Origin of the sequence: Streptomyces sp. MK7 (genome assembly GCF_032658145.1) — a bacterium.
In the GTDB taxonomy this organism is placed as follows: Bacteria; Actinomycetota; Actinomycetes; order Streptomycetales; family Streptomycetaceae; genus Streptomyces; species Streptomyces spiralis.
Map to the genome: position 1 here is coordinate 1 of NZ_JAVACL010000069.1, position 26,848 is coordinate 26,848.

A 26,848-nucleotide genomic window follows, 5' to 3' on the forward strand; every position below is an offset into this window, starting at 1 on the left:
GGCCGCGCCCCCCCCCCGGTGGGCCCCCGCCCCCCCCCCGGGGGGGCCACCTCCGTACGCGCTGTGTTGCAAGACCGCCACAAAGTGCGGACCGGTGTGCGGCGATGTCAGCGCCACTGCGTAGGGTGCTGATCAACCGCGCAATGCGCGGCAACCGGGGAGTAGTTCGAGAGGGGAATCAGCCGTGACGGTCAACTTGACCAAGGGTCAGGCCATCAGCCTGCAGAAGAACGACGGCGGCAGCCTGAGCGCGGTCCGTATGGGTCTCGGCTGGCAGGCGGCGCCCCGCCGCGGCCTGTTCGGCTCCCGTACGCGCGAGATCGACCTCGACGCCTCCGCGGTGCTGTTCGCCGACAAGCAGCCGGTCGACGTCGTCTTCTTCCGCCATCTGGTCAGCGACGACGGCTCCGTGCGGCACACCGGTGACAACCTCGTCGGCGGCGCCGGCCAGGGCGGCGACGACGAGGCGATCCTGGTCGACCTGCAGCGCGTTCCGGTGCACATCGACCAGATCGTCTTCACCGTGAACTCCTTCACCGGCCAGACCTTCCAGGAGGTGCAGAACGCGTTCTGCCGCCTGGTCGACGAGACCAACGGCCAGGAACTCGCCCGCTACACCCTGGCCGGCGGCGGCAACGTCACCGCCCAGGTCATGGCCAAGGTGCACCGTGCCGGGACCGGCTGGACGATGACGGCCCTCGGCGTCCCGGCCAACGGCCGCACCTTCCAGGACCTCATGCCGGCGATCCTTCCGCACCTGTAGGACGGCACGGCGAGCGGTACCGCGCACCACGGCACAGGAAACGGCACAGGCACAGGGGGACAAGGCGATGACGGCCGAGCTGGTGCGGGGGCAGAACCACCCGCTCTCCGAGGCTCGCCTCGAGATCCGGATCTCGGCAGGCACACCGGTCGTGGCCGCCGCCACGACCGCCGACGAGAACGGCAAGGTGCGCGGTGCCGACGGGGTGGCCCACCCCGGTGCCCCCGTCCTGCCCGGCCTCGAGGTCTCCCGGCAGCCGGCCGCCGACCATCGGCTCGCCGTCGACCTGGGCGCGATGCCGGAAGTGGTGCACCGGGTCAGCGTGCTGCTCGTCCTGCCCGGCGGGGGCCACGGCCCGAACCGGTTCGGCGCGGTCGCCGCCCCGTTCGTGGCCGTCACCGGTCTGGACGGTACCGAACTCGCCGGCTACACCGTCACCGGCCTGGACGCCGAGGCGGCCGTGATCGCCCTGGAGCTGTACCGCCGGCAGGACGCCTGGAAGGTGCGCGCCGTCGGCCAGGGATACGCCGGTGGCCTCGCCGAACTCCTCACCGACCAGGGACTGCCCCAGGCCCACCACCTGGCGGGCACCGTCGAGGAGGCCGTGGCCCGCGCCCTGGCGCGCTCGGTGTCCGCCCCTCCGCCGCGCACGGCGGACGCCGGCCGTTCCCGGCAGCCCGTCACCCCGGTCCCCGGAGGGGACCAGGGCCCCGGCACCCCCGCCCAGCCGGCACCGCAGCCGCCCTATCCGGCGGGCGGGCCGCAGCAGCCCTCGTACCCGGGCGCAAGCGGAGCGCCGGACCCGGCGGCCGGCCCGCAGCCGACGGCGTCCGCGGGCGGGCCGATCGACTACTCCCACCCGCGGCGGCAGACGACGGCCCCGCCGCCACCGCCGACCGCGCCCCCCGTCCCGCCGGGGCAACCCGCGCAGCCCGTCGCCGGGGACGCGACCGGGTGGTCCATGGAGGAACGGCTCTACAACCAGGTCTGGGGCATGTTCGAGGACCTGGCACGTACCACGGCCGCCTACCGCAGCGCCGTCGACTTCGCCGAGTCCCGCAGGGAGAAGGAACTCGACCAGGCCCTGTCCGACCCGCGCAACCGGATGGGCGGGCAGGGCGACGCCGCACGGCAGGCGGCCCACGCCAGGCACACCCAGCTCGTCGACCAGGCCAGAGCGGCCCTCGACCGCGACCTCGCCCAGCTCACCGCCGAGTCGGAGGTCGTCGAACCCGCGCTGCCACCCGCGTACGCGGGCTGGGACAACCCGGTCTGGCACGGCTACCGGGTGCCCATGGAGATCCCGATGGCCGTGCGCCTCGGCGACCTCCACCTGCCCGAGAGCCCGTCCCTGCGGATCCCCATGCTGGTCCGGCTGCCCCTGGAACGCGGCCTGTGGATCGACAGCGCCCGCTCCGGGATGCCCGACGAGACGTTCGCCGACGCCGGGCGACTGCGGCGCCTGGCGATGGACGCGGCCGTGGCGCACGCCGCACGCCTGCTCGCCGTCTACCCGGCGAGTGAGTTCACCGTGCACGTCATCGACCCGGCAGGGTCCGCGGCGCAGGCGCTCGCGCCGCTGGTGCGGACGGGAGTGCTCGCGGGCCCGCCCGCGACCGGCGCCGCGGGTGTCACGGACGTGCTGAGCCGGCTCACCCAGCGGGTCGACCTGGTGCAGATGGCCGTGCGCGGCGGCGCCCCCGACGCGCTGCCGCCGGGTTTCGACACCTCCGAGCAGCTGCTGGTCGTCAACGACTTCCCGCACGGCTTCGACGACCGCGCCGTGACCCGGCTGCGCTACCTGGCGGACGAGGGGCCGGCCGTCGGCGTCCACCTGATGATGGTCGCCGACCGGGAGGACGCCGCCGCCTACGGACCGTTGCTCGACCCGCTGTGGCGTTCGCTGCTGCGACTCACACCGGTTGCCGACGACCACCTCGCCGACCCCTGGGTGGGGCACGCCTGGACGTACGAGCCGCCGCTGGTGCCACCGGGCAGTCAGGTGCTCGAACAGGTGCTCGCGCAGGTGGCGAGGACCCGTCGCGACGGGCGGCCGTGACCACGGCGTACAGCGGATCAAGACCCGGATCAAGACTCGGTAAAGCCATTTTGACCAGGCAGGTTGGTCTTTTCTTTACCTTTCTCTTTACCTTTCCTTGGTGATTCGGGTATTGTCTTCGGCACGGAGGGGAGTACTCCCTGTCTGCTGCGGCGCACCCGCCAGTACGGATCGGAACAGATCCCGGGGCGTCGGCCCGTCCTGGGTGGAAGAGACCTCCGGCAGCGACGACGCTGACTCATTTGCCGTGACGTACTTGCCGGAGGCGCAGTGGAAGTTTCCGTGACCCTGTGGGTCCTGACCATCCTCGGCCTGGCCGCCCTGATCGCGGTCGACTTCTTCATCGGCCGCAAGCCCCACGACGTGTCGATCAAGGAAGCCGGGATCTGGACCGTCGTCTGGATCGCCCTGGCCTGCCTCTTCGGGCTCGGCCTGCTCTTCTTCGGCGGCGGGCAGCCGGCCGGAGAGTTCTTCGCGGGCTTCATCACCGAGAAGTCGCTGAGCGTCGACAACCTCTTCGTCTTCGTCCTGATCATGGCGAAGTTCGCCGTGCCCTCGCAGTACCAGCAGCGGGTGCTGCTGGTCGGCGTCCTCATAGCCCTCGTGCTGCGGGCCGCCTTCATCGCCGCCGGCGCCGCGATCCTCGCCAGCTTCTCGTGGGTGTTCTTCCTCTTCGGCGCGTTCCTGATCTGGACCGCCTGGAAGCTCATCCAGGAGGCCCGGTCCGGCGAGGAGGACGAGGAGTTCGAGGAGAACAGACTGCTCAAGGCGGCCGAGCGCCGCTTCGGCGTGGCCGACCGCTACCACGGCACCAAGCTGTGGCTCCGGCAGAACGGCAAGCGCGTGATGACGCCGATGCTGGTCGTGATGCTCGCCATCGGCACCACCGACGTGCTCTTCGCCCTCGACTCGATCCCCGCGATCTTCGGGCTGACCCAGGACCCGTACATCGTCTTCACCGCCAACGCCTTCGCCCTGATGGGCCTCAGGCAGCTGTACTTCCTGATAGGCGGCCTGCTGAAGAAGCTGGTGCACCTGTCGTACGGCCTGTCCGTCATCCTCGGATTCATCGGCGTCAAGCTGGTGCTGCACGCAACTCACGAGTCCGGCGTCCACGTCCCGGAGATCAGCATCCCCGTCTCCCTCGGCGTGATCTGCGCCGTCCTGGCCGTCACCACGATCACCAGCCTCATGGCCTCCAGGAAGCAGGCGGAAGAGGAGGTGCGCGAACAGCAGGCCGGCGGTGCCCTGAAGGACAGCGTCGATGCCTGATCAGAACGCACCGGCCCGGCGGCGCACCGCGGCCGGGCACCGGAATGCGAAGCCGGCGGGCCGGTGCGACGATCGCAGCATGATCACGCGGCTCAGGGCGCTCACCACGGCCTGGACGACCGTCGTGCCCGCGCTCGCGGTGGTCCTGCTGATTTTCACCTGGGGACGCAGCCTGCCCGCCGCGGTCGTCGTGCTGGTCACCGTGGTCCTCGCCGGCTCGGTGCTGGCCGCCGTGCACCATGCCGAAGTGGTCGCCCACCGCGTGGGCGAACCCTTCGGCTCCCTCGTCCTCGCCATCGCCGTGACCGTCATCGAGGTCGCCCTCATCGTCACCCTCATGGTGGACGGCGGCAGCAAGAGCGCGTCCCTGGCCCGGGACACGGTGTTCGCGGCCGTGATGATCACCTGCAACGGCGTCGTCGGGATGAGCCTTCTCGTCGCCTCGCTCCGCCACCGCATCGCCGTCTTCAACGCCGAGGGCACCGGCGCCGCCCTCGCCACCGTGGCGACCCTGGCCACCCTCAGCCTGGTGCTGCCGACGTTCACCACCAGCCAGCCGGGACCGCAGTTCTCCGGGATCCAGCTCACCTTCGCGGCGCTGTCCTCACTGATCCTCTACGGCCTGTTCGTGACCACCCAGACCGTGCGCCACCGTGACTATTTCCTACCCATCACCCGGCACGGCGAGGTGATCACCAGCCAGAGTCACGCGGAGCGGCCCACCGCCCGCAAGGCCTGGACGAGCCTCGCGCTGCTGGGCCTCGCCCTCGTCGGCGTGGTCGGACTGGCCAAGGGCGTCTCGCCGACCATCGAGTCCGCGGTGGCCGCGGCCGGGCTGCACCACGCCGTCGTCGGCGTGATCATCGCGCTGCTGGTGCTGCTGCCCGAGACCATCGCCGCACTGCGTTCCGCCCGTCGCGACCGGGTGCAGACCAGTCTCAACCTCGCGCTCGGCTCGGCGATGGCCAGCATCGGCCTGACCATCCCGGCCGTCGCGCTGGCCTCCGTGTGGCTCTCGGGGCCGCTCGTCCTCGGCCTCGGGTCCACCCATATGCTGCTGCTCCTGCTCACGGTGGTGGTCGCCGCGCTGACCGTGGTCCCGGGCCGGGCCACCCCGCTCCAGGGCGGAGTCCACCTGGTGATCTTCGCGGCGTACCTGGAACTGGCGATCAATCCCTAGGGCAGGCCGCCCACCCCTGGCGGCGAGGCCGGCATGCCGTGATAAACCGGGTCCCGAGCAGCGGTCGTCGACGCACGGCCGTACCCGAACGGACCCGGAGGAACCGTGCCCCGCACTCTGGCCAACGCCCCGATCATGATCCTCAACGGCCCCAACCTGAACCTGCTCGGGCAGCGGCAGCCGGAGATCTACGGTTCCGACACGCTCGCGGACGTCGAGGCCCTGTGCGCGAAGGCGGCCGCCGCGCACGGCGGCACGGTGGACTTCCGCCAGTCCAACCACGAGGGCGAACTGGTGGACTGGATCCACGAGGCCCGGCTGCACCACTGCGGCATCGTGATCAACCCGGCCGCCTACTCCCACACCTCCGTCGCCATCCTGGACGCCCTCAACACCTGCGACGGGCTGCCGGTGGTGGAAGTGCACATCTCCAACATCCACCAGCGTGAGTCTTTCCGGCACCACTCCTACGTCTCGCTGCGCGCCGACGGCGTCATCGCCGGCTGCGGGGTGCAGGGATACGCGTTCGCGGTGGAGCGGGTGGCGACGCTGGCCGGTGAGGCCCGGACCGAGGCGTAGGCGTCACGGGGCGGACCGGGGCGTAGACGTCGGAGGGCCGCGCTCCGGCGTCGGGTCGGGCCGCCGGTCGAGGGCGGGAATGAGGACCGGCGGCCCGTGCCGCCCCGGGAGCCGTCATCCTGTGCGGGGCTGCCTCCAGTTGACTGCGGGGCAGACCGCAGGGGGAGCGCACGCGTACGGCCTGCGCGTGCGGAGGCTTCACACGGGGTGCGCGAGGCTCTCGCGCCGGCTCACCACCCGCGCGAGTGCCACTCCGGCAGATGCGGGCGCTCCGCGCCCAGCGTGGTGTCGTTGCCGTGTCCGGGGTAGACCCAGGTCTCGTCCGGGAGGGCGTCGAAGATCTTGGTCTCGACGTCGTGGATCAGGCGGGCGAACGCCTTCGGGTCCTTGAAGGTGTTGCCCACCCCGCCGGGGAACAGGCAGTCGCCCGTGAACACGTGCGGGTGCCCGTGCGGGTCGTCGTAGACCAGCGCGATCGAACCGGGGGTGTGCCCCACGAGGTGGCGTGCGGTGAGCTCCACCTGCCCCACCCTGATGGTGTCGCCGTCGTCGACCAGGACCTCGGTCGGCACCGGGATGCCCTCGGCGTCCTCCCGGCCCGCGTGCGTACGTGCGCCGGTGGCCGCCACCACCTCGGCCAGCGCCTGCCAGTGGTCGCCGTGCCGATGGGTGGTGACGACGGACGCGATGCCGTCGTCACCGATCATGCCGAGCAGCGTGTGCGCGTCGTTGGCCGCGTCGATCAGGAGCTGCTCGTCCGTGGCCCGGCAACGCAGCAGATAGGCGTTGTTGTCCATCGGGCCGACCGCGATCTTGGTGATCATCAGGTCCTTCAGCTCGTGCACGTCCGCCGGGCCACCGACCGTCACCTCTCCGCTGTACGTCATGGCGGTCAGCCTATAGCGGGAGGGCGCCGGCGGCTGTCCGTGGCGAAGGCCCCCGGGCCATCCGCACGCCGCGCCCAGGAGGCCGTGCCGCCGCCGCGGGGCCGGGTGTGCTACAGCGGGGGAAGCGCCGGAAGCGCGCCGCCGGCCACCGTGAGCGCGGAGCCGTCGCGCCGTCCGGCGAGCCAGCCCAGCAGGTCGGCCGGGGCTCCGGTGACGGTGACCGCCGGCTCGGCCGCCTCCCGGCCCGTGCTCCATGCGCGCGTGCCGTCCGTCAGCCGGGCCGGCGGCACGTCGGGGTGGCCCGAGAACCGCTGCGCGAGGAAGTCGATCTCCCGCGCCACGAACTCGGCCGGAAGGTCCTCCAGCTCGTAGCCGATGCCGAGGTCCACATGGTGCAGCTCGACCTCCACCCACCGCCGGAACGGCACCCGGGAGGCGGAGTCGGTGACTCCGTTGCGCAGCTCCACGGTGCGCGACCAGTCCGCCGGCACCTCTCCGACCTCCTGGAACCGGGCCGCGCTGGTGCGTACGTCGGAGACCTGGGCGTCCAGGGAGCGCGGGGCGTCCCGCTCGATGTCCGCGTCCCGGGCCTCGGCGGAGGCGTACATGGGACGGCCCTCCAGGACGTTCACGAGCGCGTCCGCGTTGCGGGCCAGGTGGGCGAGGACGTGGCCGCGGGTCCAGCCGGGCAGCCGTGACTCGTCCGTCACAGCCGCGTTGTCCAGTTCGGCGACCGCGTCGAGCAGTCGATCGGTGGCGTCCTGTACAGACGCCAGGTCACGAGCGTGATCAATCATGGGCCTGACCCTAGCCGCGCCACACGTTCGGGTGAAGGCGGCGAACCGAGGCCGTAAATCGAATGCACGTGCTATAAGGTCGACTGTGGCGTCGGGCATGCTGGAGAGCCGGGGTTTGTTGACTACCAGGCGGATCCGGGAATCCCACCCGGCGTTGTCAGTGGCTCCCCCTAGTCTGAAGAAGCACGGGGGCCCCGCCCCTGTCACTTCTCTCAAGAAAGGTGCGGACCGGCGTGGCCGACCGTCTCATCGTCCGTGGCGCGCGCGAGCACAACCTGAAGAACGTCTCGCTCGACCTGCCTCGGGACGCGCTCATCGTCTTCACGGGCCTGTCCGGGTCGGGCAAGTCCTCCCTGGCCTTCGACACGATCTTCGCCGAGGGCCAGCGTCGCTACGTGGAGTCGCTCTCCTCGTACGCCCGGCAGTTCCTCGGCCAGATGGACAAGCCCGACGTCGACTTCATCGAAGGTCTCTCCCCGGCGGTCTCCATCGACCAGAAGTCGACCTCGCGCAACCCGCGCTCGACGGTCGGCACGATCACCGAGGTCTACGACTACCTCCGTCTGCTGTTCGCGCGCATCGGCAAGCCGCACTGCCCCGAGTGCGGCCGTCCCATCTCGCGTCAGTCGCCGCAGGCCATCGTCGACAAGGTGCTGGAGCTGCCGGAGGGGAGCCGCTTCCAGGTGCTGTCGCCGCTGGTGCGCGAGCGCAAGGGCGAGTTCGTCGATCTCTTCGCCGACCTCCAGGCCAAGGGCTACTCCCGCGCGCGCGTGGACGGCGAGACCGTCCAGCTCTCCAGCCCGCCCACGCTGAAGAAGCAGGAGAAGCACACCATCGAGGTGGTCGTCGACCGCCTCACGGTGAAGGACGGCGCCAAGCGCCGCCTGACCGACTCGGTGGAGACCGCCCTCGGACTGTCCGGCGGCATGGTCGTGCTCGACTTCGTCGACCTCCCCGAGGACGACCCCGAGCGCGAGCGCATGTACTCGGAGCACCTCTACTGCCCCTACGACGACCTGTCCTTCGAGGAGCTGGAGCCCCGCTCCTTCTCCTTCAACTCCCCCTTCGGCGCCTGCCCCGAGTGCACGGGCATCGGCACGCGCATGGAGGTCGACCCGGAGCTGATCGTCCCCGACGAGGAGAAGACCCTCGACGAGGGCGCCATCCACCCCTGGTCCCACGGGCACACCAAGGACTACTTCGGCCGTCTGGTCGGCGCCCTCGCCGACGCCCTCGGCTTCCGCACGGACATCCCCTTCGCGGGCCTGCCGCAGCGCGCCAAGAAGGCCCTGCTGTACGGCCACAAGACGCAGATCGAGGTCCGCTACCGCAACCGGTACGGGCGCGAGCGCGTGTACACCACGCCCTTCGAGGGCGCCGTGCCCTTCGTCAAGCGCCGGCACAGCGAGGCCGAGAGCGACGCCAGCCGCGAGCGCTTCGAGGGCTACATGCGCGAGGTGCCCTGTCCGACCTGCGAGGGCACCCGCCTCAAGCCGGTCGTGCTCGCGGTCACGCTCATGGGCAAGTCGATCGCCGAGATCTCCGCGATGTCGATCAGCGACTGCGCGGACTTCCTGCGCGGGCTGAAGCTCGACGCCCGCGACAAGAAGATCGCCGAGCGCGTGCTCAAGGAGGTCAACGAGCGGCTGCGGTTCCTGGTCGACGTCGGCCTGGACTACCTCTCGCTGAACCGCGCGGCCGGCACGCTCTCCGGCGGCGAGGCCCAGCGCATCCGCCTGGCCACCCAGATCGGCTCCGGCCTGGTCGGCGTTCTGTACGTGCTGGACGAGCCGTCCATCGGCCTGCACCAGCGCGACAACCACCGGCTGATCGAGACCCTGGTCCGGCTGCGCGACATGGGCAACACCCTCATCGTCGTCGAGCACGACGAGGACACCATCAAGGTCGCCGACTGGGTCGTCGACATCGGCCCCGGCGCCGGTGAGCACGGCGGCAAGGTGGTGCACAGCGGCTCCCTGAAGGAACTGCTGGCCAACGCCGAGTCGCAGACGGGGCAGTACCTGGCCGGCAAGAAGTCGATCCCGGTGCCCGACATCCGGCGCCCGCGCGATGCGTCCCGCCGGCTCACGGTGCACGGCGCCCGGGAGAACAACCTCCAGGACATCGACGTGTCCTTCCCGCTGGGGCTCTTCACGGCCGTCACCGGCGTCTCCGGCTCCGGCAAGTCGACCCTGGTCAACGACATCCTGTACACGCACCTGGCCCGCGAGCTGAACGGCGCGCGCAACGTGCCCGGACGGCACACGCGCGTGGACGGCGACGACCTCGTCGACAAGGTGGTGCACGTCGACCAGTCGCCCATCGGCCGCACCCCCCGGTCCAACCCGGCCACGTACACCGGCGTCTTCGACCACATCCGCAAGCTGTTCGCGGAGACCACCGAGGCGAAGGTCCGCGGCTACCAGCCCGGCCGCTTCTCCTTCAACGTCAAGGGCGGCCGCTGCGAGAACTGCGCGGGCGACGGCACCATCAAGATCGAGATGAACTTCCTGCCGGACGTCTACGTCCCCTGCGAGGTCTGCCACGGCGCCCGCTACAACCGGGAGACGCTGGAGGTCCACTACAAGGGCAAGTCCATCGCCGACGTCCTGAACATGCCCATCGAGGAGGCGACCGACTTCTTCGAGGCCGTCCCCGCGATCTCCCGGCACCTGAGGACCCTGAAGGACGTGGGCCTCGGCTATGTCCGGCTCGGCCAGTCCGCGACCACCCTGTCCGGCGGCGAGGCGCAGCGCGTGAAGCTCGCCAGCGAGCTGCAGAAGCGCTCCACCGGGCGCACGGTCTACGTCCTGGACGAGCCGACCACCGGTCTGCACTTCGAGGACATCAGCAAGCTGCTGAAGGTCCTCTCCGGCCTGGTCGACAAGGGCAACACGGTCATCGTCATCGAGCACAACCTCGATGTGATCAAGACCGCCGACTGGGTCGTGGACATGGGCCCGGAGGGCGGCGCCGGCGGCGGTCTGGTCGTCGCCGAGGGCACCCCCGAGGAGGTCGCCGGCGTGCCGGCCAGCCACACCGGCAAGTTCCTCCGGGAGATCCTGGGCGCCGACCGGATCAGCGACGCCGAGCCGGTGAAGGCACCGCGCAAGGCCGCCGGGAAGGCGGTGGCGGCAGCCTCCACGACCCCGCGGGCGCGTTCGGCCAGGACGAGCACGGCCAAGGCCGCCGACGGCACGGCGACCAAGAAGGCCGCGAGCGTGAAGAAGACCGTGCCCGCACAGAAGACCGCGCGGGCCCGCAAGGCCTGATCGGACGCGCGTACGGGCGCGCGAACAGCTGCGGCGAAGGGCTGCGGCGACAAGGCGAAGAGCTGGGCGCCCCGTGGGAGACCGACCCCGCGGGGCGCCCAGCCGCGTGCCGCTACGGCTCGCCCACCTCCGACGCGTACGGCGGTTCCGCGCCCGCGCGGGAGCAGGTGACCGCGGCCGCCCGCGCCGCGAACCGCAGCAGCCGGGTCCAGCCCTCGGCGCCGAGGCCCGCCAAGCCCTCCGCTGACAGGGCGTCCCGAGCGGCCAGGCCGTGCAGCAGGGCCGCGTTGACGGTGTCGCCCGCCCCGATCGTGTCGACGACGTCGGCCTTCTCGCCCGGCACGGAGTGCTCCGCACCGTCCCGGGTGTACGCGGCGAGCCCGTCGCCCCCGTGCGTGATCACCACGGCCGAGGGCCCGGCGGCCAGCCACTCGCGCGGAGTGCCGCCGAGCCACGTTGCGTCCTCCTCGGAGAGCTTCAGCAGCGTGACCGAGGGCAGCCAGCCGCGGAAACGGGCCCGGTAGGCGTCCGCGTCCGGGATCAGCCCGGCCCGGATGTTCGGGTCGAGCGCGGTGAACACGCCCTGGGCGGCCGCGCTCCGCATCAGCTCCTCGTAGGCGCTCGCGCCCGGCTCCAGTACCAGCGAACAGGTGCCGAAGGACACCGCGCGGGTGCCGGCGGGCAGCTCGGCGGGCATGCCGAACAGCCGGTCGGCGGTCCCGTCGACGTAGAAGGAGTACGCGGCGGAGCCGTCGCTGCCGACCGTGGCGACCGCCAGCGTGGTCGGTTCGCTGCCGCGCTGCACACCGGAGACGTCCACCCCCGCCCGGCGCAGCCCGTCGAGCAGGGCCTGACCGAAGGCGTCGTTCGACGTGCGGGAGCAGAAGGCCGTGGGCGAGCCGAGGCGGCCGAGCGCGACGGCCGTGTTGTAGGGGCCGCCGCCGAGCGCCGGCTTGAGATCCGCGAGGGCGCCCGCGCCCCGCGGTACCAGGTCGATCAGGGCCTCACCGGCGACGACGATCACGTGTCCGTTCCTTTCTCGGGCCGAGCGGGGCAGCCGCAGGAGGTGCGGTGGACGAAGGTGCAGGGCAGGCGCACGGTGCGGGCCGGCCGGTCCGGTGCGGCGAGACGGTCCAGCAGCACCGCAACGGCCCGGGCGCCGAGCTCTCTGCCGGGCTGGGCGACGGCGGTCAGCCGCGGGGAGAACAGGTCGGCCCAGTCGAAGTCGTCGAAGCAGCACAGCGCCATGTCCCCGGGCACGGACAGGCCGCGCTCGCCCAGCGCGCGCAGGGCGCCGATGGTCATCGCGTTGTTGGCGGTGACGAGGGCGGTGGGCGGCGCGGCGAGGGACAGCAGGGACGCCGTGGCGCGCTCCGCGCCGTCCGCCGAGGAGTCGCCGTGCACCACGAGCCGTTCGTCGTGGGGGAGACCGGCGGCGGCCAGGCCGTGGCGGTACCCGTTGATCCGTTCACTGGTCGTGCTCAGGCCGGGCAGGCCCGCGACCAGGCCGATCCGGCGGTGTCCTAGGGAGGCGAGGTGGGTGACGAGTCCGGCCGTCGGTTCGGCGCTCTCGGCGCAGACCTGGTCGAAGCCGGGCTCCTCCCGCTCTCCGGCGTCCGCGCCGGTGTGCACCAGCCGGTCCAGGAACACGGCCGGTACGGCGTGACGCGTGAGGTAGGCGACGAGCTCCCGCGGATGCGCGGACGGTGCGACGATCACGCCGTCCACCCGGCGCTCGTGCAGGAGCTGCACCACCTTGCGTTCGTGCGCGGGGTCGTCGTGCGGGTCGGCGATGAGCAGGCTGTAGCCGTGCTCCAGGGCGCTGGACTCGACGCCCTGGAGGATCTCCGTGAAGTAGGGGTTGCTGATGGCGGACACCGCGAGTCCGATGGACCGGGTCCGGGACGTGACCAGGGAACGGGCGAGGCCGTTGGGCGTGTAGCCGAGCTCCTCCACGGCGTCCAGCACCGCCTGACGGGTGTGCGGCAGCACCGGACGGGTGCCGTTCAGCACATGCGAGACGGTCGCCACGGAGACTCCGGCGCTGCGCGCCACATCGGCCATGGTCGGCATCGCGTTCCCCTCCCCGAACCGCCGTGCGGCCCTCGTCTCGAAGCGCCGTGAGGCCGCTCGTCCTGTGCCGCCGTGCGGCCTCGTGGGCGGGACCGTATCCCATTCCGAGCCGGACGTAAACGCTTGCGCAAGCGTTTACGTCTCGCGGACCCCGCTCCCGGGCCCCTCGGCGCGCTGGGTATCGTCGGCGTGCACAACCCTGCGACCAGTGGAGTTCCCCATGCCCGGCCGTCCGTCCGCGCGCCGCCGTACGATCCTCCGAGGAGCGGCCCTCACCCCCGTCGCCGGGCTCGGGCTCGCCGCCTGCGGGCCCGAGGGCGGAGACGCCTCGGCTCCGGCCACCCCGACGGCCCCGGTCGACCTCGGCCCCGAGAGCGAGGTCCCCAAGGGCGGCGCCAAGCTGTACCGGGACCACAACGTGGTCGTCAGCCGGGACGCGAGCGGCGCGCTGAAGGCGTTCAGCACGGTCTGCACGCACGCCGGGTGCCCGATCAACAAGCTCCAGGACACGACTCTGATCTGCCCCTGCCACGGCAGCCGCTTCGACGCCACGACCGGCAAGGTGGTGCAGTCGCCGGCCACCGAGCCGCTGGCCGAACTCCCCGTGCGCGCGAAGGGCGGCAAGATCGTCGCGGGCCCCGGTGCCTGACCGGCTCACCCTCCCGTCAGGCGCCGACTACTCCCAGTCCCAGCCGATCCCCACGATCCCGGACCGGACCCGCAGCTCCACCAGGTGGACCGAACGGTGCCGCTCGCTCACCGGCAGCTCCTGCCGGTCGCTGCGCGGGGCCGCCGCCGAGTGCTGGGTGAACCGGTGGCAGCGCATCGGGAGGGCACCGGCGTCGAACCGCACCTGGAGGGCGTACTGCCCGCCCGCCGAGTCGAAGCCCCGCACGTACTCGCGCGACACCCCGGCCGTGCCGTCCTCGACGCCGTACCGGAAGAGGTACGTGTCGCCGGCCCGCAGCCGGGTGTCGAAGAGCAGCTCGGCCACCAGCACCCCCGTGTCGTGGTGGCGGCGCACGCGCCCGGTGCGGCAGTTCTCCAGCGCCTGCACCGTCATCCGCTCCGGCACGCAGCCCGGATCGCCGTGGTGGACGGCGACGAACCGGTCCACACCGTCCCGCAACGCGCGGACGATGTGCTGCGACTCGCGCCCGGCCAGTTCGCGGCGCGCCCCTATGCGCACGCGCTCGTGGTGCCCGAGGGTCTGCAGTCCGCCGTCGGGTGGGGTGTCCAGATCCGCCAGCAGCCGGCGCAGCACACCGGAGGCCTCGACGAAGGAGCGGTAGGAGCGGGAGGCGGGCCGTCCGGCGGCCGGATGCTCCCGGTCCCCGCCGTTCTCTGCCAGCAGCCGGATCAGGGACTCGTCCGGCAGCCGCAGGATCTCCTCCAGGGCCCGTACCGCCCGCAGCGACTCCGGGCGCTGCGGGCGCCGGGCGCCCTGCTGCCAGTAGCTCAGGCTGGTGACGCCGACCCGGACCCCGTAGCGCGACAGATGGTGCTGCACGCGCTGCAGCGGCAGCCCGCGGGCGGCGATCGCGGCGCGCAGCGCCACATGGAAGGGGCCGCCCCGCAGGGCCGTGTCCAGTTCCGCGGTGGCGACGTCCGTCTGCTGGGTGGCGTGCGGCATGCACGGGCCTTTCTGTGAAGGTGCGGGGTGCACAACGGCTGGTCAGACCGTTCACGCGAGTCGCAGGGACCACCCCCGCGGCCCCGACTTCCCCCGCATTGAAGCGTGTTGACCAAGTCCCGACAACACCTGAGGCCGGACGGCGGCGTACTCCTGGCCGAGTCCGTACCCCTCACGGCGGCGAGCCCGCGCTCCTTGCCGTGGGAGTGCGCGCCCCCGCCGGGCGGAGTCCGCGCCCCGCGCCGAGGGGCGGAGTGCTCCCGGCGAGGTCGGTGCCGAGCGCGTTGTCCACAGGCTCGCCGCGCTGTCACTCCTCGCCAGTAGGGTGTGAGACATGGCCGACCCCTCCAGCTACCGCCCCAAGCCGGGAGACATCCCGGACTCTCCCGGGGTCTACCGGTTCCGGGACGAGCACCGCCGGGTGATCTACGTCGGAAAGGCGAAGAGCCTGCGCCAGCGCCTGGCCAACTACTTCCAGGACCTGGCGAACCTCCACCCGCGCACCCGCACCATGGTCACCACGGCCGCGTCCGTGGAGTGGACCGTGGTGTCCACGGAGGTCGAGGCCCTGCAGCTGGAGTACTCCTGGATCAAGGAGTACGACCCCCGGTTCAACGTCAAGTACCGCGACGACAAGAGCTACCCGTACCTCGCGGTGACGATGAACGAGGAGTTCCCGCGCGTCCAGGTCATGCGTGGCCACAAGAAGAAGGGCGTGCGCTACTTCGGGCCGTACGCGCACGCGTGGGCCATCCGCGACACCGTCGACCTGCTGCTGCGCGTCTTCCCCGTGCGCACCTGCTCGGCCGGCGTATTCAAGAACGCCGCCCGCACCGGCCGCCCCTGCCTGCTCGGCTACATCGGCAAGTGCTCCGCCCCCTGTGTCGGCCGGATCTCCGGCGAGGACCACCGGGAGCTGGCCGAGGAGTTCAGCGACTTCATGGCCGGCCGCACGGGCGCCTACCTGCGCCGCCTGGAGCAGCGGATGACGCAGGCGGCCGAGGAGATGGAGTACGAGCGGGCCGCGCGCCTGCGCGACGACATCGAGGCCCTGAAGAAGGCCATGGAGAAGAACGCGGTCGTGCTCGCCGACGCCACCGACGCCGACCTCGTCGCGGTCGCCGAGGACGAACTGGAGGCCGCCGTGCAGATCTTCCACGTGCGCGGCGGACGGGTGCGCGGTCAGCGCGGCTGGGTCACCGACAAGGTGGAGGAGGTCACCACCGGGGCCCTGGTCGAGCACGCGCTGCAGCAGCTGTACGGCGAGGAGAGCGGCGACGCCGTGCCCAAGGAGGTCCTCGTCCCCGCCCTGCCCGATCCGGTCGAGCCGGTCCAGCAGTGGCTCACCGACCGCCGCGGCTCGGGCGTGTCCCTGCGCATCCCGCAGCGCGGCGACAAGAAGGCACTCATGGAGACCGTGCAGCGCAACGCCCAGCAGGCGCTCGTCCTGCACAAGACCAGGCGCGCCTCCGACCTGACCACCCGCTCGCGCGCCCTGGAGGAGATCGCCGAGGCCCTCGACCTGGACAGCGCACCCCTGCGGATCGAGTGCTACGACATCTCCCACCTCCAGGGCGAGGACGTGGTGGCCTCCATGGTCGTCTTCGAGGACGGGCTGCAGCGCAAGGGCGAGTACCGGCGCTTCCAGATCAGGGGCTTTCAGGGGCAGGACGACGTCCGCTCCATGCACGAGGTGATCACCCGGCGCTTCAGGCGCTATCTGGCCGACAAGGAGAAGACCGGCGAGTGGGTGGACGACGAACTCAAGGATGAGGAAGGCCGCCCCAGGAAGTTCGCCTACCCGCCGCAGCTCGTCGTCGTCGACGGCGGGCAGCCCCAGGTCGCCGCGGCCCGGCGGGCCCTGGACGAGCTCGGCATCGACGACATCGCCGTGTGCGGCCTGGCCAAGCGCCTGGAGGAGGTGTGGCTGCCCGGCGAGGACGACCCGGTGGTCCTGCCCCGCACCAGCGAGGGGCTGTACCTGCTCCAGCGTGTCCGCGACGAGGCGCACCGCTTCGCCATCACCTACCAGCGCACCAAGCGGGCCAAGCGGTTCCGCGCGGGCCCCCTGGACGAGGTGCCGGGCCTCGGCGAGACCCGCAAGCGGGCACTCATCAAGCATTTCGGCTCGGTGAAGAAGCTGCGGTCCGCCACCGTCGACCAGATCCGCGAGGTCCCCGGCATAGGCCGCAAGACGGCCGAGACGATCGCCGTGGCCCTGGCCCAGGCGGCCCCGGCCGCACCCGCCGTGAACACGGCGACCGGAGAGATCATGGAAGACGTGGAAGAGACGGCACCCGGAGCGACCGCCGGTGCCGCAGGGGAGCCCGTTTCCACGGGCGTCCGGAACGAGCGACGGGGCCAGGAGACATGACCGAGCACGACGAGCAGCCCGCACAGCGGCGAGAACAGGCTCACCCCACCCAGCCGCGGGATCAGGCCCGCCAGGAACCACCCGAGGACCAGCGGCAGCCCGCGGTCCGGAAAGACGGAGCACAGGTGAGTACGGGCATCGACACCGCCGGCGTCCCCGACGCGGCCATCCCCGAGCTGGTGATCATCTCCGGCATGTCCGGCGCCGGCCGGTCCACGGCCGCCAAGTGCCTGGAGGACCTCGGCTGGTTCGTCGTCGACAACCTGCCGCCCGCGCTGATCCCCACCATGGTGGAGCTCGGCGCCCGCTCGCAGGGCAACGTGGCGCGCATCGCGGTCGTCGTGGACGTCCGTGGCCGCCGCTTCTTCGACAACCTGCGCGAGTCCCTGGCGGAGCTGGAGGCCCGGCAGGTCACCCGCCGGATCGTCTTCCTGGAGTCCTCCGACGACGCCCTGGTGCGCCGCTTCGAGTCGGTGCGCCGACCGCACCCCCTCCAGGGCGACGGCCGTATCGTCGACGGCATCGCCGCCGAGCGGGAGCTGCTGCGCGAGCTGCGCGGTGACGCCGACCTGGTGATCGACACCTCCAGCCTCAACGTGCACGAGCTGCGCGCCAAGATGGACGCCCAGTTCGCCGGCGAGGAGGAGCCCGAGCTGCGGGCCACGGTGATGTCCTTCGGCTTCAAGTACGGCCTGCCCGTCGACGCCGACCTCGTCGCGGACATGCGGTTCCTGCCCAACCCGCACTGGGTGCCGGAGCTGCGCCCGTACACCGGTCTCAACGAGGAGGTCGCCGGGTATGTCTTCAACCAGCCCGGCGCCAAGGAGTTCCTGGACCGCTACGCCGAGCTGCTGCGGCTGATCTCGGCCGGCTACCGCCGCGAGGGCAAGCGCTACGTGACCATCGCCATCGGCTGCACGGGCGGCAAGCACCGCTCCGTGGCCATGTCGGAGAAGCTCGCCGCACGGCTCGCGGCGGAGGGCGTGGAGACCGTCGTCGTCCACCGGGACATGGGGCGCGAGTGACCGGACGTACTCCGCGGCTGAGCAGACTGCGCCGGGGGGTGCCCGAGGGACGTGCGGGCCGGCTGTCCGCCGCCTCGGGCCGCCAGCCGACCGAAGGGCGCGCGCCCCGCCCCGAGGGCCGGGGCGCCCGGCCGCGCCGTCGCGGTGCCCAGCCCAAGGTGGTCGCCCTCGGCGGCGGCATGGGCCTGTCCGCCTCGCTCGCCGCACTGCGCCGGATCACCGGCGACCTGACCGCCGTCGTCACCGTCGCCGACGACGGCGGCTCCAGCGGGCGCCTGCGCGACGAGCTGGGTGTGCTGCCGCCCGGCGACCTGCGCAAGGCGCTGGCCGCGCTGTGCGGCGACGACGACTGGGGCCAGACCTGGGCCCGTGTCATCCAGCACCGCTTCACCTCCCAGGGCGACCTGCACGACCACGCCGTCGGCAATCTGCTGATCGTCGCCCTGTGGGAGCAGCTCGGCGACCACGTCCAGGCCCTGGACCTGGTCGGCAAGCTGCTGGGCGCGCACGGGCGCGTGCTGCCCATGTCCGCCGTACCGCTGGAGCTGCAGGCCCTGGTCAAGGGGCACGACCCGGAGTGGCCCGACGACGTGGACACCGTCCGGGGCCAGGCCACGGTGGCGCTCACGCCCGGCGAGGTGCAGTCCGTGCACCTCGTGCCGCACGACCCGCCCGCCGTCCCGGAGGCCGTGGCGGCGGTGCTGGACGCGGACTGGGTGGTGCTCGGCCCCGGCTCCTGGTTCTCCTCGGTCATCCCGCACCTGCTGGTGCCCGAGCTTCTGGACGCGCTCACCGAGACGAAAGCGCGCCGTGTCCTCTCGCTGAACCTCGCCCCGCAGCCCGGAGAAACCGAGGGCTTCTCCCCGCAGCGTCATTTGGAGGTTTTGGGACGACACGCCCCTAAACTCGCCCTGGACGTGGTGCTGGCCGACGAGGCCGCCGTGCCCGACCGCGAAGTGCTCACCGAGGCCGCCAAGCGGTTCGGCGCCGCGGTCGAGCTGGCGCCGGTGGCCCGGAGGGACGGAACTCCGCGGCATGACCCGGAGCTGCTGGCCGCCGCGTACGACCGTATTTTTCGGATGCATGGAAGGATCGGCCCATGGCGATGACGGCAGCGGTGAAGGACGAGATCTCCCGGCTCCCCGTCACCCGGACCTGCTGCAGGAAGGCGGAGGTATCCGCCATTCTGCGGTTCGCCGGCGGCCTCCACCTGGTCAGCGGGCGCATCGTGATCGAGGCGGAACTGGACACCGCCATGGCGGCGCGGCGGCTGAAGCGGGACATCCTGGAGATCTTCGGACACAGCTCCGAGCTGATCGTGATGGCACCGGGCGGGCTGCGCCGCGGCTCGCGCTACGTCGTGCGTGTCGTCGCGGGCGGCGACCAGCTGGCCCGCCAGACCGGTCTCGTCGACGGGCGGGGCCGCCCGATCCGCGGCCTGCCCCCGCAGGTGGTCTCGGGGGCCACCTGCGACGCCGAGGCCGCCTGGCGCGGGGCCTTCCTGGCGCACGGCTCGCTCACCGAGCCGGGGCGTTCCTCGTCGCTGGAGGTGACCTGCCCGGGACCGGAGGCCGCGCTCGCCCTGGTCGGCGCCGCCCGGCGGCTGTCCATCGCCGCGAAGGCCCGTGAGGTGCGCGGAGTGGACCGGGTCGTCGTCCGTGACGGTGATGCCATCGGCGCCTTGTTGACGCGTCTCGGCGCTCACGAGTCGGTGCTGGCCTGGGAGGAGCGGCGGATGCGCCGCGAGGTCCGTGCCACGGCGAACCGGCTGGCCAACTTCGACGACGCCAACCTGCGCCGCTCGGCCCGCGCCGCGGTCGCCGCCGGTGCGCGGGTGGCCCGGGCCCTGGAGATCCTCGGCGACGACGTGCCCGAGCACCTCGCGGCCGCGGGCCGGCTGCGCATGGAGCACAAGCAGGCCTCCCTGGAGGAACTGGGCGCGCTCGCCGACCCGCCGCTGACCAAGGACGCCGTCGCCGGCCGCATCCGCCGGCTGCTGGCCATGGCCGACAAGCGCGCCGCCGACCTGGGCATCCCGGGCACCGAGGCCAACCTCACCGAGGAACTCGCGGACAACCTCGCCGGCTGACCCGCGCACACCGCCGCGGCGACCACGAACGCCCACCACCAACCGAGCCGGGGGGCTGTCCGTGGTCGTTGAGGTCGGCTGGGGTGGTCGCTGTCGTCGGCCCCGTACGGGGCTGTCGCGGTGATCAGGGTGAGCGGGATGGTCGCCGTCGGCCACCACGGGGACAGCCATCCGCCCGGTCGCGGCGGCCATGAACGGTCTCTGCCGACCAGGCACGAGGCCGCCCACGATCGTCGAGGCGAGTACGAACGGCCGCCGTCGGCTGCCCGCGAAGTGGCCCGCGCTCCCACGCCGGCCGGTCGCGCCACCACACCGGCCGGTCCGGCACCCACGTCCGCCGACCGTCTCCGCACACCGGCTGGTCCCGCATCCACACCGGCCGGGGGCGTCCCGCACCGGTCGGGTCTCCGCGGGCGGTAGGGCCCGGCGGTCGGGTGGTGTCTGTGGTGTGTGGGCGGGGCTTGGCCTTGGACGGGGTCGTGTCGGGCCGCCGTGGGGCAGGGTGGCGTCGGCCTCGACCACAACTCCCCTTGGAGGCAGCGGCCTCTCCTTCGAGTGGGGCTGGGACGACGAGGGTTCGTCTCCGGTCGGCGTCAACTGCCGCTTCGTCACCGGTCACCCGTCACCCGTTGCTCGCCACCGCCACCCGCCGTCAGTCACCCGCCGTCAGTCACCCGCCGTCAGTCAACCGCCGCCGTCGGCCGGTCGGCGGGCGGCGGCGGTGACCCCGGGCGGCCCCTTCCGCGCACCCTCTTCAGGGGCCCGCGGAGCGGTCTGCGCACGGCACTTCACAAGTGAGCCGGGGTGCTCACGAAAGAGTGACCAATGCGGTCAACCCGGCAGCGACATCCGTGGCGAAATGGAGTGATCCGGACGCTCGTGCGAGCGGCCCGTGTCTCTACTGACGGGTATGGATCGCCGTGCCTTACCGGGAGCGTCCGAATGTCACTTCGGGGGCTTCGGGGGGGTAGGGTCGGGGGTGGTCGGGGACATCCCAATACAGCTCGCCGGCGTCGAAACCGGCGTACCAACGAGGAGATCGGTTCGTGACGATCCGCGTAGGCATCAACGGCTTTGGCCGCATCGGTCGTAACTACTTCCGCGCGCTGCTGGAGCAGGGTGCAGACATCGAGATCGTGGCTGTCAACGACCTGGGTGACACCGCGACCACCGCTCACCTGCTGAAGTACGACACCATCCTCGGCCGCCTCAAGCAGGAGGTCTCGCACACCGAGGACACCATCACCGTCGACGGCAAGACCATCAAGGTCCTGTCCGAGCGCAACCCGGCCGAGATCCCCTGGGGCGAGCTGGGCGTGGACATCGTCATCGAGTCCACCGGCATCTTCACCAAGAAGGAAGACGCCGAGAAGCACATCGCCGGCGGCGCCAAGAAGGTCATCATCTCCGCCCCGGCGAAGAACGAGGACGTCACCATCGTGATGGGCGTCAACCAGGACACGTACGACGCCGCGAACCACAACGTCATCTCCAACGCCTCCTGCACCACCAACTGTGTGGCGCCGATGGCGAAGGTCCTCGACGAGAACTTCGGCATCGTCAAGGGCCTGATGACGACGGTGCACGCGTACACCAACGACCAGCGCATCCTGGACTTCCCGCACAAGGACCTGCGCCGCGCCCGCGCCGCCGCGGAGAACATCATCCCGACCACCACCGGCGCCGCCAAGGCCACCGCCCTGGTGCTGCCCCAGCTCAAGGGCAAGCTGGACGGCATGGCCATGCGCGTCCCGGTCCCCACCGGCTCGGTCACCGACCTCGTCGTCGAGCTCTCCCGTGAGGTCACCAAGGAAGAGGTCAACGCCGCCTTCCAGAAGGCCGCCGAGGGCGAGCTGAAGGGCATCCTCGAGTACACCGAGGACCCGATCGTCTCCTCCGACATCGTCAACGCCCCGGCGTCCTGCACCTTCGACTCCTCCCTGACCATGGTCCAGGAGGGCAAGAACGTGAAGGTCATCGGCTGGTACGACAACGAGTGGGGCTACTCCAACCGCCTCGTCGACCTGACGGTCTTCGTCGGCGGCCAGCTCTGATCGACCCAGCAGGCACCTCGATGTGAGTCCAGGGCCCGGGCAGCGCAGCGTCGCGCGGTCCGGGCCCTGACGCACGTACGGCGTGACGCATGTACGGCGTGACGCGCACACGGCGGCCGGACCCACCGACAGCGGACCCGGCCGGCCCGGTACCGTGCCGGTCCACGACCCCGGCCGACGTGCGGATCGACCAGCCCTCGTACGATCAAGAGCCCCTCCTCAGGAGTCCCATCCATGAAGACGATCGACGAACTTCTCTCCGAAGGCGTGAACGGAAAGCGGGTCTTCGTCCGCGCCGACCTCAACGTGCCGCTGGCCGACGGTGTCATCACCGACGACGGCCGCATCCGCGCCGTGCTGCCCACCGTCAAGGCCCTCGCCGAGGCGGGCGCCAAGGTGGTCGTGGCCTCTCACCTCGGCCGCCCCAAGGGTGCCCCGGACCCCGCCTTCTCGTTGCTGCCCGCCGCCGAGCGGCTCGGTGAACTCCTCGGCGCTCCCGTCGCGTTCGCCCAGGACACCGTCGGCCCAGCGGCGCACGACGCCGTGGACGGCCTGCAGCCCCGCCAGGTCGCGGTCATCGAGAACCTGCGCTTCAACCCCGGCGAGACCGCCAAGGACGACGCCGAGCGCGGCGAGTTCGCCGACCGGCTGGCCGCCCTCGCGGACGTCTACGTCGGCGACGGCTTCGGCGCGGTGCACCGCAAGCACGCCTCGGTCTACGACCTCCCGGCCCGCCTGCCGCACTACGCCGGCTACCTCATCGCCACCGAGGTCGGCGTCCTGAAGAAGCTCACCGAGGACGTCAAGCGGCCCTACGTCGTCGCCCTCGGCGGCGCCAAGGTCTCCGACAAGCTGGCCGTCATCGACCAGCTGCTCGGCAAGGCCGACCGGCTGCTCATCGGCGGCGGCATGGCGTACACCTTCCTCAAGGCCAAGGGGTACGAGGTCGGCAAGTCCCTCCTGCAGGAGGACCAGATCCCGGCCGTCCAGGAGTACATCGAGCGCGCCGAGAAGACAGGTGTCGAGCTGGTGCTTCCGGTGGACGCGCTGGTCTCGCCCGACTTCCCGGACCTGAAGACCAAGGCCCCGGCCCACCCGACCGCCGTCGCCGCGGACGCCATCCCGGCCGACCAGGAGGGCCTGGACATCGGTCCCGGGACCGGCACCCTGTACGCCTCGAAGCTCGCCGACGCCGCCACCGTCTTCTGGAACGGCCCGATGGGCGTCTTCGAGCACCCCGACTTCGCCGAGGGCACCCGGGCCGTCGCCCAGGCCCTGGTCGACTCGAAGGGCTTCACCGTCGTCGGCGGCGGCGACTCCGCCGCCGCCGTCCGTACGCTGGGCTTCGACGAGTCGGCATTCGGCCACATCTCGACCGGCGGCGGCGCCTCCCTCGAATACCTCGAGGGCAAGACGCTCCCCGGCCTCGCCGCACTGGAGGACTGACCTCAATGACCACCCGCACGCCGCTGATGGCGGGCAACTGGAAGATGAACCTCAACCACCTCGAGGCCATCGCCCACGTCCAGAAGCTCGCCTTCGCCCTGGCCGACAAGGACTACGACGCCGTCGAGGTCGCCGTCCTGCCGCCCTTCACCGACCTGCGCTCCGTGCAGACGCTGGTCGACGGCGACAAGCTGAAGATCAAGTACGGTGCCCAGGACATCTCGCAGCACGACTCCGGCGCCTACACCGGCGAGATCTCCGGCCCGATGCTGGCCAAGCTGAAGTGCACCTACGTGGTGATCGGCCACTCCGAGCGCCGCCAGTACCACAACGAGACCGACGAGCTGGTGAACGCCAAGGTCAAGGCCGCCTACAAGCACGGCCTGACCCCGATCCTGTGCGTCGGCGAGGAGCTGGAGGTCCGCGACGCGGGCAACCACGTCTCCCACACCCTCGCCCAGGTCGAGGGCGGTCTGAAGGACCTCCCGGCCGAGCAGGCCGAGTCGGTCGTGATCGCCTACGAGCCGGTGTGGGCCATCGGCACCGGCAAGGTCTGCGGCGCCGAGGACGCCCAGGAGGTCTGCGCGGCGATCCGCGGCAAGATCGCCGAGCTGTACTCGCAGGAGCTGGCCGACAAGGTCCGCATCCAGTACGGCGGCTCCGTGAAGGCGGGGAACGTCGCGGAGATCATGTCGCGGGCCGACATCGACGGCGCCCTGGTCGGCGGCGCGTCGCTGGACGCCGACGAGTTCGTCAAGATCGTCCGCTTCCGCGAGCAGTGAACCGGACGTGAGTAGGCGGTAGCGGCGATACGTCGTACCCTGGCGGGGGCACCGGCGAGGTGCCGTGCCCCCGTCGTCCATCCGAATCCGAGGAAGTTGGTCCAGCCGTGGTTCTGGGGTTCTCGATCGCCCTGATCATCTTCAGCCTGTTGCTGCTGCTGCTGGTGCTGATGCACAAGGGGAAGGGCGGCGGCCTCTCCGACATGTTCGGCGGCGGCATGCAGTCCTCCGTCGGCGGCTCCTCGGTCGCCGAGCGCAACCTCGACCGCATCACCGTGGTGATCGGCCTGCTGTGGTTCGCGTGCATCGTGGTCCTCGGCATTGTGATGAAGTCCAGCGGCTGACGAGGTCCAGCAGCTGACGCGGTCCCGCCGGCCCGCCGTCGGCCGGCGCACACCGCACATTCCGTACGTAAAGCCCCATGGCCGGTACGCGCTCCGGAGCGCGGCCTATCATGGGGCTTGCGTCTGTGGTGGGGCCGGTAACTCCAATCACTGGACGCGCGTTGGGCCTTACGTAGACTGAGGCGCTCGCAGCGAAGCGGAACGCCGACTCGCTTCGCGGCACCATCACGCAGGGAGTTACACCGTGGCAAGTGGCAACGCGATCCGAGGAAGCCGGGTCGGGGCGGGGCCGATGGGCGAGGCCGAGCGCGGCGAGTCCGCGCCGCGTCTGCGCATCTCCTTCTGGTGCTCCAACGGGCACGAGACGCAGCCCAGCTTCGCCAGCGACGCGCAGGTCCCCGACACCTGGGACTGCCCGCGCTGCGGCTTCCCGGCCGGTCAGGACCGGGACAACCCGCCGGACCCGCCGCGCACCGAGCCGTACAAGACGCATCTGGCGTACGTACGGGAGCGGCGCAGCGACGCGGACGGCGAGGCGATCCTCGCCGAGGCGCTCGCCAAACTGCGCGGCGAGATCTAGGAGTTGACGTCCGGCCGGTGCCCGCGGGCACGGAGCCGGACCTGCCTCGTTCCCCGGTCGGCGGGTTGCCGCGGACCGATTGTCAGTGGTGCCCTCTACGGTTTGTACATCGGGCGAATCGTGAGGGGGCGAGGGCGTGGCGACGGCCGGGTCGGTGCAGGCAGCCGGGACGAGGGCGGGCCCCGCATGGCGCGGGGCGTTCGGGCGGCTGTGGAGTGCCGCCGTGCTGTCCAGCTTCGGTGACGCGCTGCGTACGGCGGCGCTGCCCCTGCTGGCCGCCTCGCTGACCGATGATCCCCTGCTCATCGCCTCGGTCACGGCCTGCGGCTATCTGCCCTGGATCGTCTTCGGGCTGCTGGGCGGCGCCGTCGCCGACCGTGTGGACCAGCGGCGTGCGATGTGGACGGTGGACGCGGTACGCGGCCTGCTGGTCGGCGGCTTCGCGGTGGCCGTCGCCCTCGGGCACGCCTCGATCGCCCTGCTGATCGCCCTGGCCTTCGCGCTCACGACGCTCCAGACGCTCTTCGACAACGCCGCCACGGCCCTGCTGCCCGCCCTCGTGGCCCGCGAGGCGCTCGGCGGCGCCAACGCCCGGCTGATGACGGGGCAGCGCGTAGCGGGCGGGCTGGTCGGCGGCCCGGCCGTGCCCCTGCTGCTCGCCGCCGGGGCGTTCGCGCCCTTCGCCGCCGACGCCGTCACCTTCCTCGTGGCCGCCGCCCTGGTGGCCTCGCTGCGGACGACCGCGCCCGACGAGCCGAAGCCGAGACCGGCGGGCAGCACCCTGCGCCGCGAGATCGCCGACGGCCTGCGCGCCCTCGGACGGGACGGGGCGCTCAGGGCGCTGTGCGCCGCCACGGCCCTGTGCAACATCGGCATGGGCGCCCTGATCGCCACGCTGGTGGTGCTGGTGACCGACGGGCTGCACACCGGCCCCGGCGGATACGCGGCCGCGACGACCGCCTACGCGGTGGGCAGCCTGGCCGGGGGAGTGGTGGGCGGCCGGATCGTGGCGGGACTCTCGAGACACGGCCAGGGCCGCATACGGGCGGTGTTCCTGGCCGGCACGGTGCAGATCGCCGCCCTGCTCGTCATGGGTTCGGTGCGCAGCATGGTCGCGCTGGTGGCCGCGCTGGCCGTCTTCGGTGTGATGGGCATGGTGTGGAACGTCAACACCACCACGCTGATGCAGCAGCTCAGCCCCGCCGACATGCTCGGCCGGGTCAGCGCGGCGTTCCGGACCCTGGCGGTCGCGGGAGCGCCCCTCGGTGCGCTGCTCGGCGGCGCCGTCGCCACCGCCTGGGGGCCCGGCACCCCGGCGCTGCTCACGGCCGCGTTCTTCGCCCTGTCCGTCACCGTGCTGATACCCGCGCGCAGGCAGCACGTAGAAGTGGTTGCTCAGGAGCAGTAGGTGCCCCCGGCGCCCGGTGGCGTGACGCCGGCTCAGATGACCGGCCGATCAACCAGTGCCTGTTGCGGCACTAGGTTGGACCGGCAGCGGGGCAGGACACAGCAGGACAGCTGGGAAAGAAGGCTGAAGCCCGAGATGAACACAGACGGCCGTACCAGGCTCGACCAGAGGCCCGAGTGGGCCGCGCTGGCCAAGCACCGTGAGCAGCTCGCCGGCACAGGACTGCGGGAC

Annotated in this window: 22 protein-coding genes; 17 read left to right on the plus strand and 5 right to left on the minus strand. The window is 71.7% G+C overall.

Annotated features, from left to right (window positions below):
- The first annotated feature begins 184 nt into the window (after positions 1 to 184).
- The 5 genes from R2S09_RS37305 to aroQ all read left to right on the plus strand — a co-directional run bounded on the left by R2S09_RS37305 (position 185) and on the right by aroQ (position 5,853).
- Positions 185 to 763, plus strand: a complete 579-nt coding sequence (locus R2S09_RS37305) for a TerD family protein (protein ID WP_306183658.1) — start codon at positions 185 to 187, stop codon at positions 761 to 763.
- Positions 764 to 830: 67 nt separating this feature from the next.
- Positions 831 to 2,822 (plus strand): TerD family protein, encoded by a 1,992-nt coding sequence (locus tag R2S09_RS37310; RefSeq protein WP_316745603.1) that lies wholly within the window; start codon positions 831 to 833, stop codon positions 2,820 to 2,822.
- Positions 2,823 to 3,092: 270 nt separating this feature from the next.
- A complete protein-coding gene (locus R2S09_RS37315; RefSeq protein ID WP_316745604.1) occupies positions 3,093 to 4,094 on the plus strand; it encodes a TerC family protein in 1,002 nt (333 codons plus the stop codon).
- Between the two features lie 79 nt (positions 4,095 to 4,173).
- Positions 4,174 to 5,274, plus strand: coding sequence for an ionic transporter y4hA (locus R2S09_RS37320; protein WP_316745605.1), 1,101 nt, complete (start codon positions 4,174 to 4,176; stop codon positions 5,272 to 5,274).
- Between the two features lie 105 nt (positions 5,275 to 5,379).
- Positions 5,380 to 5,853, plus strand: coding sequence for a type II 3-dehydroquinate dehydratase (gene aroQ, locus R2S09_RS37325; RefSeq protein ID WP_316745606.1), 474 nt, complete (start codon positions 5,380 to 5,382; stop codon positions 5,851 to 5,853).
- Between the two features lie 230 nt (positions 5,854 to 6,083).
- On the opposite strand, the gene R2S09_RS37330 is transcribed toward aroQ, so the two are convergent.
- On the minus strand, positions 6,084 to 6,740 hold the full coding sequence (locus R2S09_RS37330) for an MBL fold metallo-hydrolase (protein WP_316745607.1): 657 nt from the start codon (positions 6,738 to 6,740) through the stop codon (positions 6,084 to 6,086).
- Between the two features lie 110 nt (positions 6,741 to 6,850).
- Positions 6,851 to 7,537: a maleylpyruvate isomerase family mycothiol-dependent enzyme gene (locus R2S09_RS37335; RefSeq protein WP_316745608.1), complete on the minus strand. Its 687-nt coding sequence runs from the start codon at positions 7,535 to 7,537 to the stop codon at positions 6,851 to 6,853.
- Positions 7,538 to 7,770: 233 nt separating this feature from the next.
- Between R2S09_RS37335 and uvrA the strand changes: the two genes are divergently transcribed.
- On the plus strand, positions 7,771 to 10,809 hold the full coding sequence (gene uvrA / locus R2S09_RS37340) for an excinuclease ABC subunit UvrA (protein WP_316745609.1): 3,039 nt from the start codon (positions 7,771 to 7,773) through the stop codon (positions 10,807 to 10,809).
- 112 nt (positions 10,810 to 10,921) lie between these two features.
- Here the strand turns inward: uvrA and R2S09_RS37345 are convergent, their stop codons facing one another.
- Together R2S09_RS37345 and R2S09_RS37350 are read right to left on the minus strand one after the other, a co-directional pair.
- Complete coding sequence (locus tag R2S09_RS37345; protein ID WP_316745610.1) at positions 10,922 to 11,833, minus strand: carbohydrate kinase; 912 nt, start codon at positions 11,831 to 11,833, stop codon at positions 10,922 to 10,924.
- On the minus strand, positions 11,830 to 12,882 hold the full coding sequence (locus R2S09_RS37350; RefSeq protein WP_316745611.1) for a LacI family DNA-binding transcriptional regulator: 1,053 nt from the start codon (positions 12,880 to 12,882) through the stop codon (positions 11,830 to 11,832). The genes R2S09_RS37345 and R2S09_RS37350 overlap by 4 nt, the downstream gene beginning before the upstream one ends.
- Before the next feature lie 220 nt (positions 12,883 to 13,102).
- Between R2S09_RS37350 and R2S09_RS37355 the strand changes: the two genes are divergently transcribed.
- Complete coding sequence (locus tag R2S09_RS37355) at positions 13,103 to 13,531, plus strand: Rieske (2Fe-2S) protein (RefSeq protein ID WP_316745612.1); 429 nt, start codon at positions 13,103 to 13,105, stop codon at positions 13,529 to 13,531.
- Positions 13,532 to 13,558: 27 nt separating this feature from the next.
- On the opposite strand, the gene R2S09_RS37360 is transcribed toward R2S09_RS37355, so the two are convergent.
- Positions 13,559 to 14,515 (minus strand): hypothetical protein, encoded by a 957-nt coding sequence (locus R2S09_RS37360; RefSeq protein WP_316745613.1) that lies wholly within the window; start codon positions 14,513 to 14,515, stop codon positions 13,559 to 13,561.
- A gap of 334 nt (positions 14,516 to 14,849) precedes the next feature.
- Between R2S09_RS37360 and uvrC the strand changes: the two genes are divergently transcribed.
- The 10 genes from uvrC (at position 14,850) to R2S09_RS37410 (ending at position 26,617) form a co-directional block, all read left to right on the plus strand.
- Positions 14,850 to 16,889: an excinuclease ABC subunit UvrC gene (uvrC, locus tag R2S09_RS37365; protein WP_306183677.1), complete on the plus strand. Its 2,040-nt coding sequence runs from the start codon at positions 14,850 to 14,852 to the stop codon at positions 16,887 to 16,889.
- Positions 16,886 to 17,914 (plus strand): RNase adapter RapZ, encoded by a 1,029-nt coding sequence (rapZ, locus tag R2S09_RS37370; RefSeq protein ID WP_306183678.1) that lies wholly within the window; start codon positions 16,886 to 16,888, stop codon positions 17,912 to 17,914. The genes uvrC and rapZ overlap by 4 nt, the downstream gene beginning before the upstream one ends.
- Positions 17,911 to 19,023 (plus strand): uridine diphosphate-N-acetylglucosamine-binding protein YvcK, encoded by a 1,113-nt coding sequence (yvcK, locus tag R2S09_RS37375; protein ID WP_306183679.1) that lies wholly within the window; start codon positions 17,911 to 17,913, stop codon positions 19,021 to 19,023. Before rapZ ends, yvcK begins: the two co-directional genes overlap by 4 nt.
- A complete protein-coding gene (gene whiA / locus R2S09_RS37380; protein WP_218513052.1) occupies positions 19,014 to 20,003 on the plus strand; it encodes a DNA-binding protein WhiA in 990 nt (329 codons plus the stop codon). The genes yvcK and whiA overlap by 10 nt, the downstream gene beginning before the upstream one ends.
- Before the next feature lie 1,046 nt (positions 20,004 to 21,049).
- Entirely contained in the window at positions 21,050 to 22,057 is a 1,008-nt protein-coding gene (gene gap / locus R2S09_RS37385) for a type I glyceraldehyde-3-phosphate dehydrogenase (RefSeq protein ID WP_316745614.1), read from the plus strand.
- Between the two features lie 234 nt (positions 22,058 to 22,291).
- A complete protein-coding gene (locus R2S09_RS37390) occupies positions 22,292 to 23,503 on the plus strand; it encodes a phosphoglycerate kinase (RefSeq protein WP_316745615.1) in 1,212 nt (403 codons plus the stop codon).
- Between the two features lie 5 nt (positions 23,504 to 23,508).
- On the plus strand, positions 23,509 to 24,285 hold the full coding sequence (gene tpiA, locus R2S09_RS37395) for a triose-phosphate isomerase (RefSeq protein ID WP_306183683.1): 777 nt from the start codon (positions 23,509 to 23,511) through the stop codon (positions 24,283 to 24,285).
- A gap of 107 nt (positions 24,286 to 24,392) precedes the next feature.
- Positions 24,393 to 24,629: a preprotein translocase subunit SecG gene (gene secG, locus R2S09_RS37400; RefSeq protein ID WP_306183684.1), complete on the plus strand. Its 237-nt coding sequence runs from the start codon at positions 24,393 to 24,395 to the stop codon at positions 24,627 to 24,629.
- A 292-nt stretch (positions 24,630 to 24,921) separates the two neighbouring features.
- Entirely contained in the window at positions 24,922 to 25,209 is a 288-nt protein-coding gene (locus R2S09_RS37405; RefSeq protein ID WP_004002138.1) for an RNA polymerase-binding protein RbpA, read from the plus strand.
- A gap of 136 nt (positions 25,210 to 25,345) precedes the next feature.
- On the plus strand, positions 25,346 to 26,617 hold the full coding sequence (locus R2S09_RS37410) for an MFS transporter (protein WP_316745616.1): 1,272 nt from the start codon (positions 25,346 to 25,348) through the stop codon (positions 26,615 to 26,617).
- The last annotated feature ends 231 nt before the right edge of the window (positions 26,618 to 26,848 follow it).